Source organism: Niallia circulans NBRC 13626 (genome assembly GCF_001591585.1).
Classification (GTDB): domain Bacteria; phylum Bacillota; class Bacilli; order Bacillales; family Cytobacillaceae; genus Niallia; species Niallia circulans.
The window spans coordinates 57279-77316 of sequence record NZ_BCVE01000011.1; the positions used below are offsets into that span (position 1 = coordinate 57279).

General features: G+C 36.5%; 17 protein-coding genes. 3 read left to right on the top strand and 14 right to left on the bottom strand.

Annotated features, from left to right (window positions below; genetic code table 11):
- Positions 1 to 92: 92 nt before the first annotated feature.
- Positions 93 to 305 carry a helix-turn-helix transcriptional regulator gene (locus tag BCI01S_RS14675; protein ID WP_047941540.1) on the top strand — a complete coding sequence of 71 codons (213 nt, stop codon included), beginning with the start codon at positions 93 to 95 and terminating at the stop codon, positions 303 to 305.
- 56 nt (positions 306 to 361) lie between these two features.
- Here BCI01S_RS14675 and BCI01S_RS14680 read toward each other — a convergent pair whose 3' ends face one another.
- From BCI01S_RS14680 to BCI01S_RS14715, 8 genes are all read right to left on the bottom strand, one after another.
- On the bottom strand, positions 362 to 1912 hold the full coding sequence (locus BCI01S_RS14680; RefSeq protein WP_061799660.1) for a hydantoinase/oxoprolinase N-terminal domain-containing protein: 1551 nt from the start codon (positions 1910 to 1912) through the stop codon (positions 362 to 364).
- 3 nt (positions 1913 to 1915) lie between these two features.
- A complete protein-coding gene (locus BCI01S_RS14685; RefSeq protein WP_061799667.1) occupies positions 1916 to 3004 on the bottom strand; it encodes an S-methyl thiohydantoin desulfurase family protein in 1089 nt (362 codons plus the stop codon).
- Positions 3005 to 3024: 20 nt separating this feature from the next.
- Positions 3025 to 4299: a cytosine permease gene (locus BCI01S_RS14690; RefSeq protein ID WP_047941537.1), complete on the bottom strand. Its 1275-nt coding sequence runs from the start codon at positions 4297 to 4299 to the stop codon at positions 3025 to 3027.
- A gap of 120 nt (positions 4300 to 4419) precedes the next feature.
- Positions 4420 to 6021 carry a PucR family transcriptional regulator gene (locus BCI01S_RS14695; RefSeq protein ID WP_047941536.1) on the bottom strand — a complete coding sequence of 534 codons (1602 nt, stop codon included), beginning with the start codon at positions 6019 to 6021 and terminating at the stop codon, positions 4420 to 4422.
- 37 nt (positions 6022 to 6058) lie between these two features.
- Positions 6059 to 6913: a GNAT family N-acetyltransferase gene (locus BCI01S_RS14700; RefSeq protein ID WP_053215632.1), complete on the bottom strand. Its 855-nt coding sequence runs from the start codon at positions 6911 to 6913 to the stop codon at positions 6059 to 6061.
- A 180-nt stretch (positions 6914 to 7093) separates the two neighbouring features.
- Positions 7094 to 7792: an SDR family oxidoreductase gene (locus BCI01S_RS14705; RefSeq protein ID WP_061799672.1), complete on the bottom strand. Its 699-nt coding sequence runs from the start codon at positions 7790 to 7792 to the stop codon at positions 7094 to 7096.
- Between the two features lie 44 nt (positions 7793 to 7836).
- Positions 7837 to 8211 (bottom strand): hypothetical protein, encoded by a 375-nt coding sequence (locus BCI01S_RS14710; protein ID WP_047941533.1) that lies wholly within the window; start codon positions 8209 to 8211, stop codon positions 7837 to 7839.
- 427 nt (positions 8212 to 8638) lie between these two features.
- Entirely contained in the window at positions 8639 to 10078 is a 1440-nt protein-coding gene (locus BCI01S_RS14715) for an amidase family protein (RefSeq protein WP_047941531.1), read from the bottom strand.
- 124 nt (positions 10079 to 10202) lie between these two features.
- Here BCI01S_RS14715 and BCI01S_RS14720 point away from each other — a divergent pair, with 124 nt between their 5' ends.
- Positions 10203 to 10676 carry a GNAT family N-acetyltransferase gene (locus BCI01S_RS14720; protein ID WP_061799677.1) on the top strand — a complete coding sequence of 158 codons (474 nt, stop codon included), beginning with the start codon at positions 10203 to 10205 and terminating at the stop codon, positions 10674 to 10676.
- 34 nt (positions 10677 to 10710) lie between these two features.
- On the opposite strand, the gene BCI01S_RS14725 is transcribed toward BCI01S_RS14720, so the two are convergent.
- The 3 genes from BCI01S_RS14725 to BCI01S_RS14735 all read right to left on the bottom strand — a co-directional run bounded on the left by BCI01S_RS14725 (position 10711) and on the right by BCI01S_RS14735 (position 15576).
- A complete protein-coding gene (locus BCI01S_RS14725) occupies positions 10711 to 11445 on the bottom strand; it encodes an MBL fold metallo-hydrolase (RefSeq protein WP_061799683.1) in 735 nt (244 codons plus the stop codon).
- Positions 11446 to 11484: 39 nt separating this feature from the next.
- On the bottom strand, positions 11485 to 13851 hold the full coding sequence (locus BCI01S_RS14730) for a polyprenyl synthetase family protein (RefSeq protein ID WP_061799690.1): 2367 nt from the start codon (positions 13849 to 13851) through the stop codon (positions 11485 to 11487).
- 432 nt (positions 13852 to 14283) lie between these two features.
- Positions 14284 to 15576: an MFS transporter gene (locus BCI01S_RS14735; protein WP_061799812.1), complete on the bottom strand. Its 1293-nt coding sequence runs from the start codon at positions 15574 to 15576 to the stop codon at positions 14284 to 14286.
- 120 nt (positions 15577 to 15696) lie between these two features.
- Between BCI01S_RS14735 and BCI01S_RS14740 the strand changes: the two genes are divergently transcribed.
- On the top strand, positions 15697 to 16941 hold the full coding sequence (locus BCI01S_RS14740; RefSeq protein ID WP_061799696.1) for a helix-turn-helix domain-containing protein: 1245 nt from the start codon (positions 15697 to 15699) through the stop codon (positions 16939 to 16941).
- 65 nt (positions 16942 to 17006) lie between these two features.
- On the opposite strand, the gene BCI01S_RS14745 is transcribed toward BCI01S_RS14740, so the two are convergent.
- The 3 genes from BCI01S_RS14745 to BCI01S_RS14755 all read right to left on the bottom strand — a co-directional run bounded on the left by BCI01S_RS14745 (position 17007) and on the right by BCI01S_RS14755 (position 20022).
- Positions 17007 to 17855 (bottom strand): glycerophosphodiester phosphodiesterase, encoded by an 849-nt coding sequence (locus BCI01S_RS14745; protein WP_061799699.1) that lies wholly within the window; start codon positions 17853 to 17855, stop codon positions 17007 to 17009.
- A complete protein-coding gene (locus BCI01S_RS14750; protein ID WP_061799703.1) occupies positions 17848 to 18609 on the bottom strand; it encodes a glycerophosphodiester phosphodiesterase in 762 nt (253 codons plus the stop codon). The genes BCI01S_RS14745 and BCI01S_RS14750 overlap by 8 nt, the downstream gene beginning before the upstream one ends.
- Positions 18610 to 18684: 75 nt before the next feature.
- Complete coding sequence (locus BCI01S_RS14755; protein ID WP_061799706.1) at positions 18685 to 20022, bottom strand: ABC transporter substrate-binding protein; 1338 nt, start codon at positions 20020 to 20022, stop codon at positions 18685 to 18687.
- Between the last annotated feature and the right edge of the window lie 16 nt (positions 20023 to 20038).

Sequence of the window (20038 nt, forward strand, 5' to 3'; positions counted from 1 at the left end):
ATATCTTCATTTAATCGAAATGATTAGTTCGTTAAAATTTTGGGTATTGAATAATTACTCGATAATATACTATAAAGATTGGGACGATTTTTATGATTCAATTTAAAAATGATATGGAGTTTAGAAAGTTTTTAGAAGAAGAATTAGTTTCTACCTCTCAGGTTACCGAGTTATTAGGGTGTACACGGCAATATATCCATGACTGTGTAAAAAAGGGGATTCTAGAACCGCTTAATGTTGGCAATAAAGAAAGAATCTATTTAAAATCTGATATCATGGCACATATAAACAGAAAGAGAAAATGAGGCAATCATTTTCTCTTTCTTTATTCTGAGTGTCCAATTGTTTTAATCAGCTAGCTTTACGTTAGTTCTCCTACTACCTTTACTCTTAGTCTTGTCGCATTTCCTGGATGATATGCTAACGGAATTTCTTCTATTTCTACAAGTTCAATTGTTTCCACTTTTGCACCAGCTAATATTGCTTGCTGTTTCGCTCTTTCTTCCGCATCTTTTCGCGCCTCATCACGAGGAGTTTGTGAATAGATATATATTTGCTCATATTGTCCGCTGATTTGCGAAATAGATGCGCCTATTGCATTGGCAACCGCACCATTCTCATTATGAATGATCTCTTTTACCCCTTTTAACTGTCTTGGGATAATGATGCTGCCGCCTCCTACTAAAACAACCGTGGCATCATTATTACTTGTTTTCATTTTATCAATTGCTTCTTCCGTCATTGCTGCTATTTTCGCGTATGCTTGTTGAGCGAATTCTTCATCAATATGTTTCACTAATTCTGGATTTCCTATCTCTGCAACTCCTAAGCGTACTGCAATGTCCGTTGTTGTGAGTGTTCCCCCCCCGAAGACAAGTGCTTCTTCAGTAATTCGGTAACCTACGCTGTCTGGTCCAATCGTTACTTCATTATTCACGTTTCGGACAATACTTCCCCCGCCTAATCCAATGGATACAATATCCGGCATACGGAAATTTGTTCGGACTCCGCCCACATCTACTGCAAGCGCAGACTCACGCGGAAATCCGGCTGTTAAGACACCAATATCCGATGTCGTTCCACCTACATCTAATACCATCGCATCTTTAATCCCAGCTAAGTAAGATGCCCCACGAATACTATTAGTTGGTCCACATGCAATCGTTAAAATGGGGAATTTTCGAGCATACTCTATCGACATCAATGTTCCATCATTTTGGCAGAGAAATACTTGCGCATCTGTTATTCCTTCTTCTCTTAATGCATTTTCAAAGCCATTGCTTGTTGCTGCAATAACCTTAAATAAAGCACTATTTAATATAGTTGCATTTTCCCTTTCAATTAATCCAACAGAACCAATTAAGGAAGAACAAGATACTGGGGTTTCTTCTCCCATCACTTCTGCCACTAAATCGGCTACTCGAAGTTCTTGATCGTTTTTCAAGGAAGAAAAAACACCAACAACTGCTATCGCTTCTACTTTTCCTTTCCATTCCTTTAAAATGGAGCGTATTTCTTCCTCTGAAAAGCTAGACAGTACTTGTCCATCATACTCATACCCGCCTCCGGCTAAATGATACTCTCCCGTTAAGGCAGAGACCATTTCCTTTGGCCAAGCAGTATAAGGAAGGACAGAGGCCGTTGCTGGATACCCCAGTCGAATCACACCTACTTTAGCCAGTTTTTTTCTTTCCACAATAGCATTTGTACACTGAGTAGTTCCTAACATCGCATGGGTTACTTTTTTTCTATCAATCCCTGCTTCTTCTAATACTCTTTTTAAGGAAGAGACAATCCCTGACTCGATATCTTCACTTGTAGGCATTTTTACTTGATGGATTAAATTTAAACCTTCATCAAGTATAATAGCATCTGTATTTGTTCCCCCAACATCAATTCCTACTTTATACATCTATCACACTTCCTTTCTCACAAGATCCTCTAATGGTGTATAGGAAATATCGTAACCAAAATACTTTGGTCCTACTGTTTCAATCCCTTTCTCTGTTCTCCACTGGGGATCAGAAGGCAATGCCAGCAGCCTCACTCTTTTTCCATATTTCAGCGCTTCTGTCGTAACTGGATTTAATGTTTCTAAATCTACTAAACAAATGAGGTCAGGAGTCACAGCTAATGGTTTTCCATTTTTTTGGGCTACTAAATTTTCATTTTGGAAAAATACTTGTACTTCTTCTCCGGTAAATTGCTCCAATCCATCTAATGTTACACAGCCCCTATTAAACCCTCCCATTGTGTTTCGTTCAACATCTATAATTTTCCCATCAAACAAATGATATCCACTAGTAGTATCTAAGAGTTCGTGTAGTTTGGTTAATTCATCCTTTGTATTGGAGCGGATAATTTGTCCAATTTTTTCAGATAAGGTAATAATATTTTTCACACTATATTTTTTCAACTGCTCCCCTGTACATGGATATATACTAACTAATGAACTTGCACCCATTTCAACGGTAGCTACTCTAGCAATCCGTTCTGTCCATTTATTATCAATTGTCTCCATAATACCAATATTTCCTTTTTCATCTGTTATAGCCATCGGTGTAGAAGAAACGCCATTTAGATGGAAGGTTACCATTTGTAGTTCTGGAAATGCCCGTCCCATTCCATCACAATCAATGAGCGGCAATCCTAACTGGGCAGCAACTACAATAGGAATCATGGAATTGACTCCCCCTGCTTCCATGGGAAATGTTCCCTTTACTTCTTTATTTAAATATTGACCTAGTTTTTTAAATACACGTACGAATTCATCACCTTTTGGAAATTTCTCTATCAACACAGATGGAGCCCCCATCATTGCCGCTGGGATAAAAAAATCATCATTTTCTACTTCTTCGGGTGACAAAAGTTGAACGGGACCATTTTCTTTTATCGCTGAAAGAGCCATCATTTTTCCTATGTAAGGATCCCCTCCACCCCCTGTACCTAGAAATGCTGCTCCAACTGCTATATTTTCAATCGCTTCTTCATCTAAATATCGCATGTGATTCCCTCCAGTTGTGATTATTGATTAATAGATACTTGTTTTTGAACGATAATATTTCTGGCTACTAGATAACATACAAAGGAAATAACCATTCCAATCAATGGCTGATTTGGCAGCTGTGGTAAGCTTGGAAAAAAAGAGAAGATAACAGGAATGCCTGCAATCGCTGCCCCAACAAGCCAAGAGATTACTCCTAAGAAATTTATTCCTTCTTTACTAGCCCATTTTGATTTGTCCCCTTTTTGAATAACCCAATAAGAAGCAATCATTACCCCTGCGACAGGAGGAATCATGGCAGAAAGCACGGACATAATCGGAACAAAATAATCTAAAATTCCAACCACAGCAAGAAGTGTGCCTACACCACCTGCAATCGCAACTGCTATCCGTTCTTTTTCTTTTGAAATATTAAATACATTGATAATGGCAATTCCACCAGAAAAGGCATTTACTGCATTCGTAGTCCAGGTTGCTAAGATAAGAGCAATAATTCCCAAAACAGGTAGTCCTAGTTCTGTAAATACACTTGTAATATCAGCAGTTCCAGCAGTAAGGGTCAATATAGCCCCAACAGTGATCATTAAGACTCCAGAAGGCAATATCCCAATAAATGCAGCTTTGCCAACATCTTTACGTGATTTCGCATATTGAGAATAATCCCCTGCAATAACTGCACCTAACGCAAATGAACCAATCGTAATAGAAAGTCCAGATAAAAAGGACATGGATCCAGCCGGCATATAATTTTTTATTTGTGCAACACCGTCACCCATTAAAGAAACCGCAACTGCATAGACACAGACTGCAAGCAAAATGGGAACTGCAACGTAATTTAGAATATTCAGTATTTTAATCCCGTAAATGGCTGATAACAGCATAATGATGCCCCATATGAGGGAAGAAAGCGGTACTGGCAGGTTAATCCCATATACGCTTAAAAATTGGGAAAATGCTGCCCCACACACATTTGCTTGTATTCCGAACCAGCCCAGACATGCAACAGCTAATATAATCGAAATTATTTTCTTTGAGCCTTGTTCTCCAAAAACTTGCGAAGCGACACTAACGGTCGGCTTGTGTATATCACTGCTTTGTATTCCTTGAAAGATCATTAAAACAACAATAATTCCATACCCTATTAACCCGACAAGGACAGCTTCCCATAAAGGCATACCACTAACTAGTGTACCGCCTATTAATAAACTAGGTATACAAATCATCGAGCCCGTCCATAGAAAAGCTAGACTCTGCCATGATTGTGCCTCCTGATTTCCGTCTCTGTTATCACTCATTTTCACGCCTCCTTTATGTAATTAAAACTTATTATATCGATAACGAAACTATATGTATTTAGCTGAACCGAAAAATAAAAAGAGCATTCTTTGTTTAATTGAACAAAAATGCTCTTTTTTCTATTGCTCTTTTATTTGTGCTAACATTCGATAAACAGCGACAGCTTTGTATAACTGAAAAACTTCTGGTGATTTCGTAACAGGATATTTGAGAATTTCGGTTATCCTTTGAATTCGATATTTTATCGTATTTTTATGTAAGTAAAGAATATCAGCTGTTTCCTGAAAACGATTACTACCTTCTAATAAATATACCGTAAGTGTACTTAAGAGCTCTTCTGCTTGGTTGCCATGTTCTCTTATAGGCGAAATAGGCTGCAATATTTTCTCAATTGCCAATTCTCCGCTATTAATAATCTGAAAACACTCTAAAGAAAAATTCATTTCTTGCAGGGTAAATATTTTTTTATACGGATAAATAATTTTCGCTATCCGTAAATACTCATTACAGTTCGTATATGCTTGCTGAACCTCTGTTGTATTGTTCATATTTTGACAAATAGTTATCGTAAAGTTCTGTTCCTTTTCATCCAACAAAGCTAACAATCGATTTGCTGACTGAAAGGGATCTTCTTGAATAATAGAATCATCTACTAGGATAATAAGAAAACCATTATAAAAATCAACCAATGAAACATGATAATTCTGTCTGACGTATTCTTTCACTTTCTTCAGCAGTTGCTCTTCCTCCATATTGTTCGTTTCCACAATCCACATCATATGTATAGCTGTGACATCAATATTTAATATATTGGCCAGACGTCGCATCTTTACACTTTCATCGTTCATAATCGCCTTCATTAGCTCTGCTGTACTTATTTCATCGTAGTGTTTTCCCCATAAATTAATAAATACTTGCACGACTTCTGCTAGTTGAACAGCTGTATCAAGAACTAAAGGATCCTTTTCCTTCAAAATATATAAATTTAAAAAAGGGATTCCTTCTTGGGCAATTACTTTTTTTGATATATATAAAGGCTGGTCGCCATTTCTTTTCACCAAAACTTGGTCAACAGACAATTCTTTATATTGCTCAACTGTTTCAAAGATATTCATTGTACTTGTTCTTGGCCATGTGACTGCATGGATGACCTGGTTATTTTTATTGGCTAATACAAGAGAAGAACGAGTACGGTCAGCCAGTATTTTTAAGACAGTGTCCATATTTCTTTGAGGAAGTGGTACTCCAGATATTTGCTCAACCATCTCACTTACAAAGCTAGGGGAAGCCATCTCATTCTTTACAATCGCTTCAATGACTTCATATATAACTTCACTATAACGCAAAGACATTTGCTTTTCAGGCATAACAATTAATGTAAAACCGAGTGTATCTGCTAATTCGATAACTTTCTCATCAATTTTCGGGAGAAAAACACCGACATAATATAAGATTAAGCCAATTTCCCCTACTTTATGCAAATGCTCAATTGTTCTGCATTGTGCCTCAACATCATCTTTAATCATGATCAAGGCAGAAATAACAATTTCACTTCCATAAAACTCATCATTATTAAACAAATCTTCCTTCAGAGAAGCTACATCCGTATATTCTAAAACCGAAATAGAGGAAACTAGCTTTGTTAGTCCCTCTTTCCCTGCAACTACTTTTGCCTCACGCAGGGAAGGGAGCTTTAATAATTCTTCTAGCTTTATACTCATCCAAAAACCTCTTTCTTATTTGGCAAATCTAAATCCTTTATCCATAAGACTGGGCTGCAATCGCATAAAGACTGCCATTTCTCTCAGGAAACGCTTCGCTATTTTTAACCATTACCGGAGGACGATCATTTTCTTGAAAATCTAATTCTACGAGTGCTTTTATTATCTCTTTTTTCCCTTCTACTACGTCCATTCTTATCATCCCCCTATTGTTAGAGATGATTGTTTGTATAAGAAGCATAGCCTGTTCATCATTTTGAGCAACAACTGGACCTATTACGAGATTAGCAGGCTTTTTTACCGCAGCAGCGTAGCCGACAATCAAATTACTTTTCTTTATCACTATTACTTCTTTTGCCTGCTCAAGTCTATTCTTTAGAAGCAGGTCTCTCTCACAGCCAAATGCCTCTTTGTCCAATTTGAGCATTTCTTTAAAATCTTTTGACTGATATGGGCTTATCGTATAACCATTTAGCGATTGTCTGCACTGCTGCCCTTCTCCAAGTAGTTTTGTCACATGACTATAATCATTAAATCCCAATTTTTCATAGACTGGTCTTCCTTCTCGTGTGGCAATTAACATAAGGGCAGAATCTTTTGAAACCTGATTCATACATGTAACTAATAACTCCTTGGCTAAACCAATTCCTCTATAATCTGGATGAACAATAACCATACCGATAGATGCCAAATTGCTTCCATATGGAATAATTGCAGCACAGGATATCACAGTACGTTTATCATTAACATGCCCAAAGACCGTCCCCGAAGCAAGTAAGGTGCGGATTTCTTGCTTATCATAATCCCAGCCGACAATAGTCGCTAGAGAAAGCAGTTCTTCCATATGTATTTGATTTAAAAGCTGCATTGTTACGATTCTTTCCTTGTTCATCAGATTCTCCTTCCAAAACAAATCAACAGAATATTATAAATAATATTTCTATTATAATGGGAATCTACAAAAAGTGGGGATTTTTCTTTTATCATTTCGTTTAAAAGAGTTTCCATTCATAAAAAAATCAGAAATAGCTTTGCATCGTGCCGCCCATTTCTGATACTATCTATATATTATTTAGATTTTCATTTCCCGTCCTTTAAAATCAATAAAACCTAATTCACTCGTTCCGACGATTTTCCCTTCTAAAATATCTAATATCCCATTTGCCGACTCGTCTGGATAGCCTGTTGCATCTTCCCCACCCATATCCGTTTTGATCCAGCCAGGATGAATAGCATATACCGTAATATTCTTTTCATTTACATATCTTGATAATTGAACACTAAACATATTCAGTGCCGCTTTGGAAATACCGTACGGAAAATCTCCTCCATAGGCGTTTTGGATACTTCCTGCTTCGGAAGAAATATTAATAATAGCTTTATCCTCGCCTTCATATATAAGCGGAAGAAAATGCTTCACTACTCTCATTGGTCCTAATACATTGACGTCCATCGTAAATTGGACATGCTTGAAATCTAATTCTTCGATCTTTTTCCCTCGTTCTGTTAACACTCCTGCATTATTAATAATCCCATCAATGGCTCCAACATCCTTGGCAGCAAGTTCAGCCGCTTTGATAATTGATTTTTCCTGAGTGACATCAAGGTAATATGTATGTAAATGATCTGGATATTTTGCTTTCAAGAGATTAATAGGAGAAGTTTCTTGAACCGTTCGAACTCCGGCAAGCACAGTATGTCCCCTTTTCAAAGCAGTTTTAGCTAGATGAATTCCCAAGCCTCGATTTGCCCCGGTAATTAAAATTTTCACTTTTTATCCACTTCCATTCCAATTGAATGTAGTTTTATTGACATTTACCCTTTTTCTGGCTGTATCTCTGTATGAAGTGCTTTAAAAAAATGTTGAATATGTTTATAGCTTGAGCCGAAATCACCCAAAGTTCCTTCCTTTGAGCAATAAACATCCACAGCTGATTGCATTCCTGCTAATTTGTAAACAGTCACAATCATTAAGCTTGAGCCTTTGCTGAGTACGATTTCTCCTCTCTCCATATCTACTTTTTTCAGATCCCAATTTGTCAGTTTTCTTTCGACTACATTCTTAATCGTTTCCATTAAGCGATCGCGGCTTTTTTTATAATAACGAGTCTTCAATTCAGGAACCTTAGGCTGTTCCTTTGTTTCTTCAAAACTTTTAAAAATACCAACTAGTACACGTGATAAAGTCAATTGCTTTTCCTCCTTAAAAACATGAAATCCTCTTATTTTGTTAACCGTTTGTTAGTACTCATCTTCTACTAACAGCCGTTTTTCCCTACTTCTTTTTGGTTATATGATTCGAATGTAAGAGCTTTCTTTTTGTTTTTATTATAGCTTATATACGAAAATCAATCTAGGACAAACTATTTAGATAGCTAGTAAACTATAATCATTTCTATTAATATATTATCCTGCCAATTAGCTTATGCCTAAACGGAGCGTGACTAAATGAAGAAGATGAGGAAGTCTAGTCTCATGTAGCTATTTAGTGAAAACCTGCTTCTTCTACTTTGATTTTTAATAAGGAATTTTTCAAAAAATGAATAGACGGAGTTTAATGCCATCACTTTCTCTGCCTATTCTCTTTTTTAATATATCCTTCTTTCTCCGGCCTTTTCTATGCTAAAGCTGGCGGGACACGATGCTTTGTTGCTTGTTCGTAGCTATAGGCCATTTCAATCAGGCTCGGTTCACTATAAGCTATTCCAGTAAAGGTTAATCCCATCGGCTTTCCTTTCGGAGTATAACCAGCTGGTACAGTAATCGATGGATAGCCTGCTTTTGCCGGCAGCTCACAGCCTACATATTTCGCGAATACTAAACCATCTAATTCATATTTTTCTATCGCTGCATCTATTCCTTCCAAAGCGGATAATCGAATATCTGTATCCCGATGTTCCTTATAGGTAGGGTCTTTTAAATCTCCATTTAACGTTTCGCAGTATTCCAAAATAGTCTGGCCATATTTTACAACATCTAAATGATTTTTATTAAACTCAATTACTTCCTTTAATGAATGGACAGGAACTTCTTCTGCACATTTACGCAGGTAATTATCTATCCCATATTTAAACTCATGATAAAGAACAATGGAGTCAAATTTTTCACGGTGGATCGTCATATCTATTAAAATAGCACCTTGCTGTGTTAATTCTTCTAACCCTTTATTAAATAATGCAACTTCTTCTTCCTCTCTTGGTAAGAAGGAACGATCAACTCCAATTCTTTTTCCTTTCAGACCATCTGCTTTTAAAAATGCAGTATAATCCCTAGGCTGACCAATACTTGTTAATGTCACCTCGTCTCTTTCATCCACTCCTGCCATTATTCCAAGTAAGATAGCGGCATCTTGAACCGTTCTAGTCATCGGCCCTGCCGTATCCTGGCTATGCGCCAGCGGAATAATTCCGGTCCGGCTAATGAGACCTAACGTTGGTTTAATACCAACAAGGGAATTGTTGCTAGCAGGACTAAGAATCGAACCAGATGTTTCTGTCCCTATTCCTACCACAGCAAAATTGGCAGCAATGCTTGCTCCAGTGCCAGAGCTTGAACCACCAACATCCCATACTCCTGGCCCATACGGGTTCATTACCTGGCCGCCTAATGAGCTATAACCATTTGGCATATTTAATTCCGTAATGAAATTGGCAAATTCGGATAAATTAGCTTTGCCTATAATAATCGCTCCTGCTTCGCGCAGCTTTTTTACAATAAAGGCATCCTCACTGGCAAAATTATTTGCTAAAGCAATCGAGCCAGCCGTTGTGGCCATCGCATCCTTTGTATCAATATTATCCTTAATGATGACTGGAATACCGTAAAGGGGGCCAATTTGATCCACTTCTTGTCTTTTTTTATCTAGCTCAGCAGCAATTGCTAATGCATCTGGATTAATTTCTCTAATGGAGCATAATGTCGAATCAAATGTCTTGATTCGTTCTATATATTGTTTTGTTAGCTCCCATGAAGTAATCTGCCCCGAATCCAGAGCCTTTTGTACTTCAAAAATAGTTGTTTCTTCTATATGAAATAGATTTTGATTTTCTTTTTCCATTTGTCTGATGCCCCCTTCTTATTTTCTTAAGTATAGCCTGTTCAACTAGACGAGAGGAAGAATAATTTCTCATTTATCAAAATATTTCTATATGTTATGATTAAAAAAAGAGAGGTTTTTCTTTATGTATTCATTTCAACTTATTACCCAAGAGCAAGCAGAGGAAATTGCTTTTAACTGGCATTATGATGGAAAGTATGCGTTTTATAATATGGAAGCGGATGAAGAGGATTTAACAGAATTTCTTGATAGGGATAAAAGAGCTGACTCAGTTTATGCTGTTACAGAAAACAATCGACTCATTGGCTTTTTTAGTATCCATCAGGAAGAAAACGACACCATTGATATAGGCCTTGGTTTAAGGCCAGACCTAACAGGACAAGGGCTTGGCTATACCTTCTTAGCTACTGGAATCACTTATATAAAGGAACGCTTTTCTCCAGCTTTTATCACCTTGGCTGTTGCCGTCTTTAATGATCGAGCCATAAAATTATACAAAAAGGCAGGCTTTAAAGAGGAAGCTACATTCCTTCAGTATACTAATGGTGGAGAATATGAATTTGTAAAAATGATATATCCGTGCAAAAAAAAGTGTTGATTTCAATTAAATGAAACCAACACTTTTTTTACTGCTATTTAAAATCTATTTCCATGCCTGGATATACCAACTGAACGGGACCACTATAAATTTCTTTTGCTTCTTCCACCAGTTTTTCCTGTTCTCCATAATGGGGAAGATGGGTTAATAAAAGCTGCTTTACACCGGCAAGTTCCGCTAACTTTCCAGCTTCTTCACCAGTTAAATGTCCTCTTACCACGCCGAACTGTTCTTTATATATACTTGCTTCACTTATTAAGAGATCCGCATTTTTCGCAAAAACAACTAACTCATCCTTCCACTCTGTATCTGCAGTGTAAAGAATGGTTTTGCCATTTGCTTGGATCTTCATTGCCAAACAGTAGGCAGGATGAATCGTTTCACAAAAAGAAATAGTAAACGGTCCAATATTAGATATTTTTCCTACAGAAATTTCTCGCCCTTCTGTATAAATATCGTTGGTTAATTCCTCAAACTTGCTATCCTGTTTATGTCCATAAATTGGGAAAGTTGCTGCGCGATTTCCAAGTATAGATTCCACTAACATAGCATATTGCAGCACGCCTACATCTGCGATATGATCATGATGATAATGGGAAAGAATGCACGCATCTAAATCTTTTAAATCCACATAGGATTGCATCTTTGCTAGCACGCCGCTCCCACAATCGACCAATAAATGAAATCCAGCGGACTCCATTAAGAAGGAAGAAGTCGGACTTTCTTTCCCAGGATAACCTCCATATTTTCCTAAAAAGGTAATTTTCATCACACTATTCTCCTTTAAACAATCGATATCTATTTATTATTACCGATTTCGATTGACCATATAATCTACTAAGTACCTCAAAAAATTAGTCTTCTTCGGTATAGCATCGACTATATCTAATGCTAAACTATAATGCTCCCACATTTCCTTTCTGGCACCTTCTACACCTAGCACACTTACAAAAGTGGACGTATTATTGTCTTTGTCCATTCCAGACTCTTTTCCTAATATTTCTTTACTTCCCTCTGCATCGAGTAAATCATCCTTTATTTGAAATGCAATCCCAGCATGATAAGCATATTTCTTCAGCAAATCCTTAACCTCTTCTGGAACTTCCGCTAAAATGGCTGGCATGACAAGTGCTGCTTCGAACCCAATTCCCGTCTTATAAAAACAAAGAGTATTCAGCTCTTGAAGAGATAGTTTTTTTCCTCGCGATTCTAGATCCATTATCTGGCCTTTACACATATCAGCAGTAGCTTTCGTTGTATACTGAATCAGCTGTAATATCCTGGATTCATCAAAACCACGTAAATTAGCTTGTTCTTCTATTGCCTTTTGTGTCAGGAATAGTCCAGTTAATTCTGCTGTTGCAGTATCATACACTTCATGCAGCGTTGGTCGTCCTCTCCTCATTGCGGCATTATCCTGTGATGGCAAATCGTCAAATATTAGAGAAGCTGTATGCATATATTCCACTGACCGCAGCAGGGGGGCGATTTGGGCATTATCTAGTCCCCATTCTTTTTCCCCGATAAAACTAGTAATAACCGGCCGTAATCTTTTCCCATTTCCAGTAAGACTATAATTTGCTGCTTCTGTCACGATATCTTTTTTCAATTGTGCATTTTCTGTAATTGGCAGCATATTATCGATAGATACCCTGCTTGATTGAATCATTTCAGAAAACGCTTCTTGTTCTCTGTGATTTTCCTTTAAAATACTAATCATATGATCACGTAATAACTTATCGAAAAAGTCGACATCATCTGATTTTTCCACTATCTGCTGTAATAATCGATTAAAGACGGGAAAATCTTTTGTGAGAATTCCCATTAAATCATTATATTTCTCACTTCCCAATTTTTCCTTTAGTCGTTTTAATCCGTTAACTGCACGGTCTAATAAGACTTCTTGGGTTTTTAAATCAGAATGGTATACATCGTGAATCAAATAAGAAATGACGGTCCAATACATTTCAAAAGGATTAAGTAAGTCCTTTCTCGTTTGATAATAGGTGAGATAATACGTATAAGGCGTTACAGCACCATCCTTTTTATTCTCAAACATATCGGCTAAATCATCTGCCAGCTGATTATAAATTCCATAATAAAATGTTCTTTGATCATAGCCTACATCCTCAGGTGCATTCATTAACGAGCGAACAATCTGTCGCGAAGCAGAAGATTTAAGGATTACAGGGATATATATTTCTTCATTAGAGTATGTGCTAACCGTCAATTTCTTTTTTCTGTCGACCTCTTGTGAATGAAAAAAGATATAGGATTGATTTAAAAATAGCTCCCATGTTTGATTATCATGCTGTTTTTTCATATATTCAAATGCTTCTTTTAACTCATTATGGATGAAGGAAATAAGCTCTTTATTTTCTCCATGCCACAATCCAAAATGTGGGACTATCCCTGTTTCTAAGGTACTTCGGATTAGAGCAGAATAGCGTTCTTCCTCTTCCGGTGATAAAATATGGGCATCAAGCAAATCATCAATTAAAGGATAGGTCAATCCATAATAGAAGCCTAGTTTAATAGCTTTTTCTAGTCGCAGCTGGCGCTCTTCGTCTGAAAGGTCCATGGTTCTTCTTTCTTCTAATTCGTGCATCAAGACCCCTGCAAGAATCTTCAAGATTTTCCGCTGGGCATGCTCCACGCTCATCCCAGCAGGAATATGTGAAGTCACTCGTTTCAGCTTTTCCATAACCCAAATCATTGTATGTTCAACAGCAGCTTTTTTAGCTAATTTGTATATACTGGAGACACTAAAATTATCTTCCTTTGTTTCTTTCTTTAATAAATAATTTTTCACCTTTCCAACTGCTTCATTAACTCTTTCTTGTGTGAAAGGAGAAGAAAGCGTCTTTCCTAAATCGCGCATATATAGATAGGAAACACTTCTATGCAAATAGTTATCTAGTTTGCCTGCATAGTTTAACCACTCTATATAAGGGCGATATCCTTTTACTCGTGGTTTTCTTTTTTTTCGGGAAAAATAACTAAGGATGGATGGAGAATGAATATGGTTTATTTTCCATGTTTGAAAGTCGCTCGTTAAGCGCAACACATAAGCCTTATCCACTAACTGCTTTTGAAGGGATTCGAAGTAACGAGCAGCTTTGTCCTCTGCCGATCGATATTCCTCCTTTTTTTTATCTTTTACCTTTTTATCCATATGAACATTACCTCTGCTTTTACTTAAAGTTCATTTAACTAATCTAATATAATCAGCTTTCCTCTTTATTATAACTAGAATATTCATTATCTCCTATTAATCTTATATATACCATAGAAAAAAACTCTCCTATTATGGAAGGAGAGTCTTAGTATAAAGAGTTTGATTTTTGGATGCAGCTTTTTATCTGTTCCCTTTTTATTCCCGATTATCTTAAAAATGTCTCTGACAATAGCTAGATTTATTAGCAAACACTTTATTACTTTCCATACAATGCTTCCATATTCCCTTTGCTTTTTTCGCATAAATATCGAAGATTTTATTCATTCTTGCTTCTTCTGTTGGATAAAGCTTTTACTCCATCAGAAGCCAGCAAACCATGGTTCATCGCAGAATACTTTGAGTACGAAACTGTAGAAATTTACTTCATTATTATACAGAAGTTGCTCTATGTTTGGTTACCGGAACTGTATCCCCTGATTCTGCGGCCTTTTCCATCACAGATGGCCTTGCAAGAATGAATACAGATATAATCAATAAGGCACCAGCTATCAAGAGAATCCATTGTGCAGGAACATAATCATATAACACACCAAATATAAGTGTTCCAACCGGCATCATTCCCATTGCAAATGTCTCTAATATAGTAAAAACCCTTCCTTTATATTCATTCGCAATCTTCTTTTGCATTAATACCATTATTGGGATATTAACCAGTATATTAACAGATCCAAACAAAAACATTAGCATAAAGTAAAAGATAAATATAGAGACTGCCGGCATCGGAATGAAGATTGGAATAGCTGCAGCTGCCATTAATATTCCTAGCACTATAATTCCTATTTTACTTACTTGGAAGGGTTGTTTAAATTCCTTTCCTAATGAAAGATAAATAGATAGCAATAAAGTTCCAACAGCAAAAGCACCTTCTACCATTCCAAATTGGACAGATGGCATATGTAGCTTTGTATTCACTACATATGGGAAACCAATATTAAAAGCAGTAAAAATAAAATTGACGATAAGACTAATACTAATAATAGCTACTAATAGCGGCTGATTCTTAACATAAACTAATCCTGCCTTCAAACTCATCCAAACCGTTTCCTGTTGTTCTGCCTTTTCTTTTTCCTTTTCAAACAATGTAAAATTCATCGTGGAATCAAGTACAACAGCAATCAACGAAGCAATCAGAAAAATTGTTAAAAAGACAGACATGGAGACAAGACCGAATAATATTCCACCGATAGCAGGACTGGCAATTTGCGCAATGGAAACGGCAATTTGATTCATGGAAGACGCTTTTTGAATGCGGCTTTCATCAACTAATCCTGTTAAAGAAGAAGTAAAAGCATTGCTCGCAAACATCGAGGTAATAGATAAAATACAAGATGTTGTATAAATAGCAGGTAAAGATAATCCTATCGTGACACTGTAAAGCAGCAATCCACCAATAGATATGGTAGAGACAGTTTGCGCTGTAATCGCAATATGTTTACGAGGATATCTATCAATAATAGACCCAGCAAAAGGTGCTACAAGTGTCCGCGGCAAAATATTGCATAACATATTTACGGCAAAACTCATCGAAGAGCCAGTTAAATGCAAAATATATAAACTAATTGCAAATGTATAAATTTGTGACCCAGCTGTGGCAATTAATTTACTACTGACAAATGTCCATAAATGGTAGGCCGCTCTCTTTTCTAACGAATATTCTTTCACCAAAACCTCGTCCCCCTTCAAAAAGTTTAATTAAATTAAACAAATCATATCACACCAAAACTTTCCTTTCAAGGAAAAGTTTAATATAATTAAACTATCGAAAGAAGGAGTTGTACGATTATGCTAGGCGAACGCATTCGCACATTACGAAAACAAAGAAAAATGACCCTAGAGGCATTAGCTGGAGAGAAATTAACCAAAGGCATGCTTAGTCAAATTGAGAATAATAAAGCGCGCCCTTCTATGGAGAGTTTGGAATATATTGCGGAGAGACTAGGCGTTGATATATCAGAGTTATTAGAAAAGGTAAGTATTGTTGAATTAAGAAAAGTATTAGAGGAAGCAGAAAAGATACATGAAGAATTTCGTATTTATTTTAAACACTCTGAGGAAACCATAGAACAATGCTCCAAACTGACCGCCTTAATTGAGCCCTATATCTCTAATTTGAATGAAAGCTATGAATCAGCTCGCTTATTGGAAATTTATAGCCGCAGTCTATTTTGTCTGAATAAAAAGGAATGGACATTATATTGTGATAAAGCAGCATTAATTTATGATTTGCTTAATCTTACTGCTAATCGGGCAAACATTGCATTCTTCAGAGGAATAAACTTTTATTTGGAACACCGCTATCAAGACGCTTTACAATGTTATTTGGAAGAACGACATCATATTGAAACAACCCATATAAAGATAGATCCTATGACTAAAGTCACTATGGATTATCATATCGCTGCCTTATATTCAGCAATCGGAGACATAAAAGCAACTTCAGAAGCAGTGGAAAGCGCATTGGAATACTCGAGAAAAGAAAAACTCTACTACAAAATAGACGATATCTATAAGCTTGCTACAGTGGTTGCCTTGCTAGTGGGAGATGAAGAAAAATTTCATTACTACCTAAAAAAACTAAAGCAATATGGTGAATTTGTAGAAGATAAAATTTTTGAAGAACTCTGTGATGTAATTTATGTGGAATACTTACTGCATGTAAAGGGAGAATACCATCAAGCAATGCCTATCATTGATCAATATTTAACTTTTGACGAAAACACTCAAAAAGTAACCGGTGATAATTGGAATATGCTTCAAAAGGGAAAAGCGATGTATTTTGCTAAGGCATATTCAGAAGCACTCCACATTTTAAAAACAATTTATGTACCAAAACATACTAACCATCCTGTTGACCAAGCTATTTATTTTAGCAAAGATATATTTATTGCTCTTTGTTATAAGGAACTTAATAATATCGATAAAGCGCGAGATTATGCAAAAATTGCTTATGATTGCTATTTCCCGCTGCCTGACTCTATATTTAAGACTCTATGTAACGAAACATATAAAAACATTTGTTTAAGCTAACTATGTAATATTTATAAAAATAAAAATGGGCGTGAATAAATTCCTTCACACCCATTTTCCCTTTTTTATATGGCTAAAATCTCTTTCGTAAAATGAATAAAGTCGGTGAAATAGCCATCCACTCCAAATTCGTGAACTCGTTCTTGTTCCACTTTTTGTGTTTTCTTATTCGTAAAATAGACATGTACCTCTTTTTCCTTTTTATGTAATTCGTCTACCACCTCTTTTGTAATATCTGTAGACTCTATGCCGATGATAGGAAAATCAACCGTACTAGCTTTTTCTAGGGAAAAAGAGCCTTTGCGAAAAAGAAGTGCTAATTCAGTATCTGGTGCCATTTCTTTAATTTTCAATAAACTCTCTTCTGAAAAGGATTGGATCGTTACCAAATTTTTGTCTAAAAGCTCATACTTTTTTAATAGCTGAATTAGTTTTTCTTCCATTGTTAGTTTTCCATCAACGAGCCTTGTCTCAATATAGTACTTTTGTGTATCTTGAAAAGTATCGATTATTTCCTTTAATGTAGGAATTTTTTCCTTTATCTCTTTCCTATTATCCGATTCGATTGTTTGAAACGCCCTTAGTTCTTCTAATGTGTAATCAGAAACCTTCCCTTTGCCATTTGTAGTCCGATCAATTGTATCATCATGCATGGCAACTAACTCGCCATCCTTTGTCATTCTTAAATCTATTTCTAATGAATCTACGCCAGATTGAGCTGCTATTTGATAGGCAGTAATGGTACTCTCGTTGTACCATTCATTTGCCCCTCTATGTGCGATTACCCTTGGAGTTTCTTCGTGTTCTGTCACAGATGGACTGACCATAGTTTGTACTGACTGATTATTTCCGCAAGCAGAAAGGGAGATAATTAAAATCAGCAGGAGGGTGCTTCTATTTAAGAATTTACTCAACAGACACAGCCCTTTCTTGTCTTATCGCTATGGCCATTTCTGGATAATCAGTAATAATAGATTCTACTTCTGCATCGATAAGATTAGTCAACTCTTCCTTTTTGTTTACTGTCCATACTCTTACATGCTTTCTTAATTCCTGCCAATCTTTTAAGTTATCAATCACCATTTCTTTATGTAGATGCAAAGCCTCTAATTCCAAGCTTTTTATATAATCAAGAGGGTTGGAAATGAATTGATTTAATAGCCAGGCAATCGATGCAGATGGATCCAATCCCTTTATTCTTAATAAAGTCGGCAAATGAAAAGAAGAATAAACAATCTTCCGCCCATTTCCAAATTCGTTCACAAGTGCTAGAGTCTTTTCTTCAATTCCTTCATATGCAAATGTATAAGTTTTAAGCTCAATATTTAATTCGATATCGTATGGAGCAAGCAACTGTAATACCTCTTTTAATGTAGGCACTTTTTCTGCAATCCAGCTTTCTTCATAATCAGGAAGGGAGGAAAATTTACTTCCCGCACTAAACTGTTTAAGCTCTTCTAGTGTATAGGATTTTACAAAGCCAATTCCGTCGGTTGTGCGATTTAAAAATTCATCATGAATAACAACTACTTCCCCATCCTTTGTCAGATGGATATCTAATTCAATTCCATCTACTCCTTGTAGTATCGCTTGTTGAAAACCGAGAAGTGTATTTTCAGGAAACCTGCCTTTTGCGCCTCTGTGTCCGTAAACTTTGGTTTGATTCATGCTTCCCTCTCCTTTTTTAATAGCAAAGAAACAGACTAACTAGTATAAAAATTAATCTGTTTCCTAAACTATCTATTATTTTCTAGCTCGATTCGCCTTTTCAATTGCTTCATTAAATTGTTTTACCATATTGCTATACGTCTCCTCGACATCTCCACCGTTATAAACTGTCTCAAGTGCTGTTTCGCTAATGCGACGTCCCTCTGGAATCATATCCATTAAAGCACCTTGTGTAGCATAAGAAGACTTAGTAGACTGTAATTGCTCCACTGTAACTTTTAATTGTGGCATTTTCTGATATGCTTCTGTTACAACTTGTTCACTATAAGCATCTGGATTAATAGCAAAATATCCTGTGCCAACATGCCACTTCGCTTGAACTTCTTTTGTTTGTAAGTACTTCATGAATTCCCAGGCCGCTTTTTTCTCCTCATCACTCTTATCTTTCATCATCCACAGACTTGCTCCACCTATAACCACACCTTTTCTTTCTACAGCTTCTGGATGGGGAATAAAAGCAACACCTACATCAAATGGCGCATTATCAATGACATCTCTGGCACTAGCCGAAGATTGCATAAACATTGCAACATCTCCTGCAAGGAATCCTGCTACCATGTTGTCACCATTCGTACCATAATTAGCAAAGGTTTTAGCATCAATCATTCGTTTTACCCATTGAAAAATCGATTTTCCTTGTTCATCCGTAAAACCAATTTCTGTTGGTGTTTCTGTTCGTCCATTATCATTATTCATTAATAAAGCACCTTGGTTAGCTAATAATTGCTCATATAACCAACCATATGCTTGGAGGGCAAATCCTTTCATTTCTGGGTTTGCTTTTGTTATCGCTTTTCCAGCTTCTTCTACCTCCTCAAATGTTGCGGGAGCTTTCTCGGGATCTAGACCTGCTGCTTTAAAAGCATCCTTGTTGTAATACATAACTGGTGTAGAAGAGTTAAATGGCATCGAATAAAAAGTGTCATCAATTTTATAGTAGTTTGTGATATTTTCTTCTAAACCGCTCATATCATAACCATCTTCATCAATGAGTGTCTGAATTGGTTCCACAAATCCACTATTAATCATCGATTTTGTGCCGATTTCAAAAACCTGCATCATAGTTGGCGCACTTTCTGTCCCTGCAACTGTATGGAATTTTGTTAATGCCTCATCATATGTACCTTGATATTCTGCATTGATTTTCACCTTATCCTGCGAACTGTTGTATTCCTCTACAATACTATTCAATGCTTCTTGAGCTGCTCCGCCCATGGAATGCCAGAATGTAACCGTAGTCGGTCCTTCCTGTTTTTCACCACTAGTAGAGGATTCTGCATTATTGCTGCAGCCTGCCATAAATAAAACGATTGATAGCATGAATATACTGAATAACTGTTTTGTTTTCTTCATTTTCCCTACACTCCCT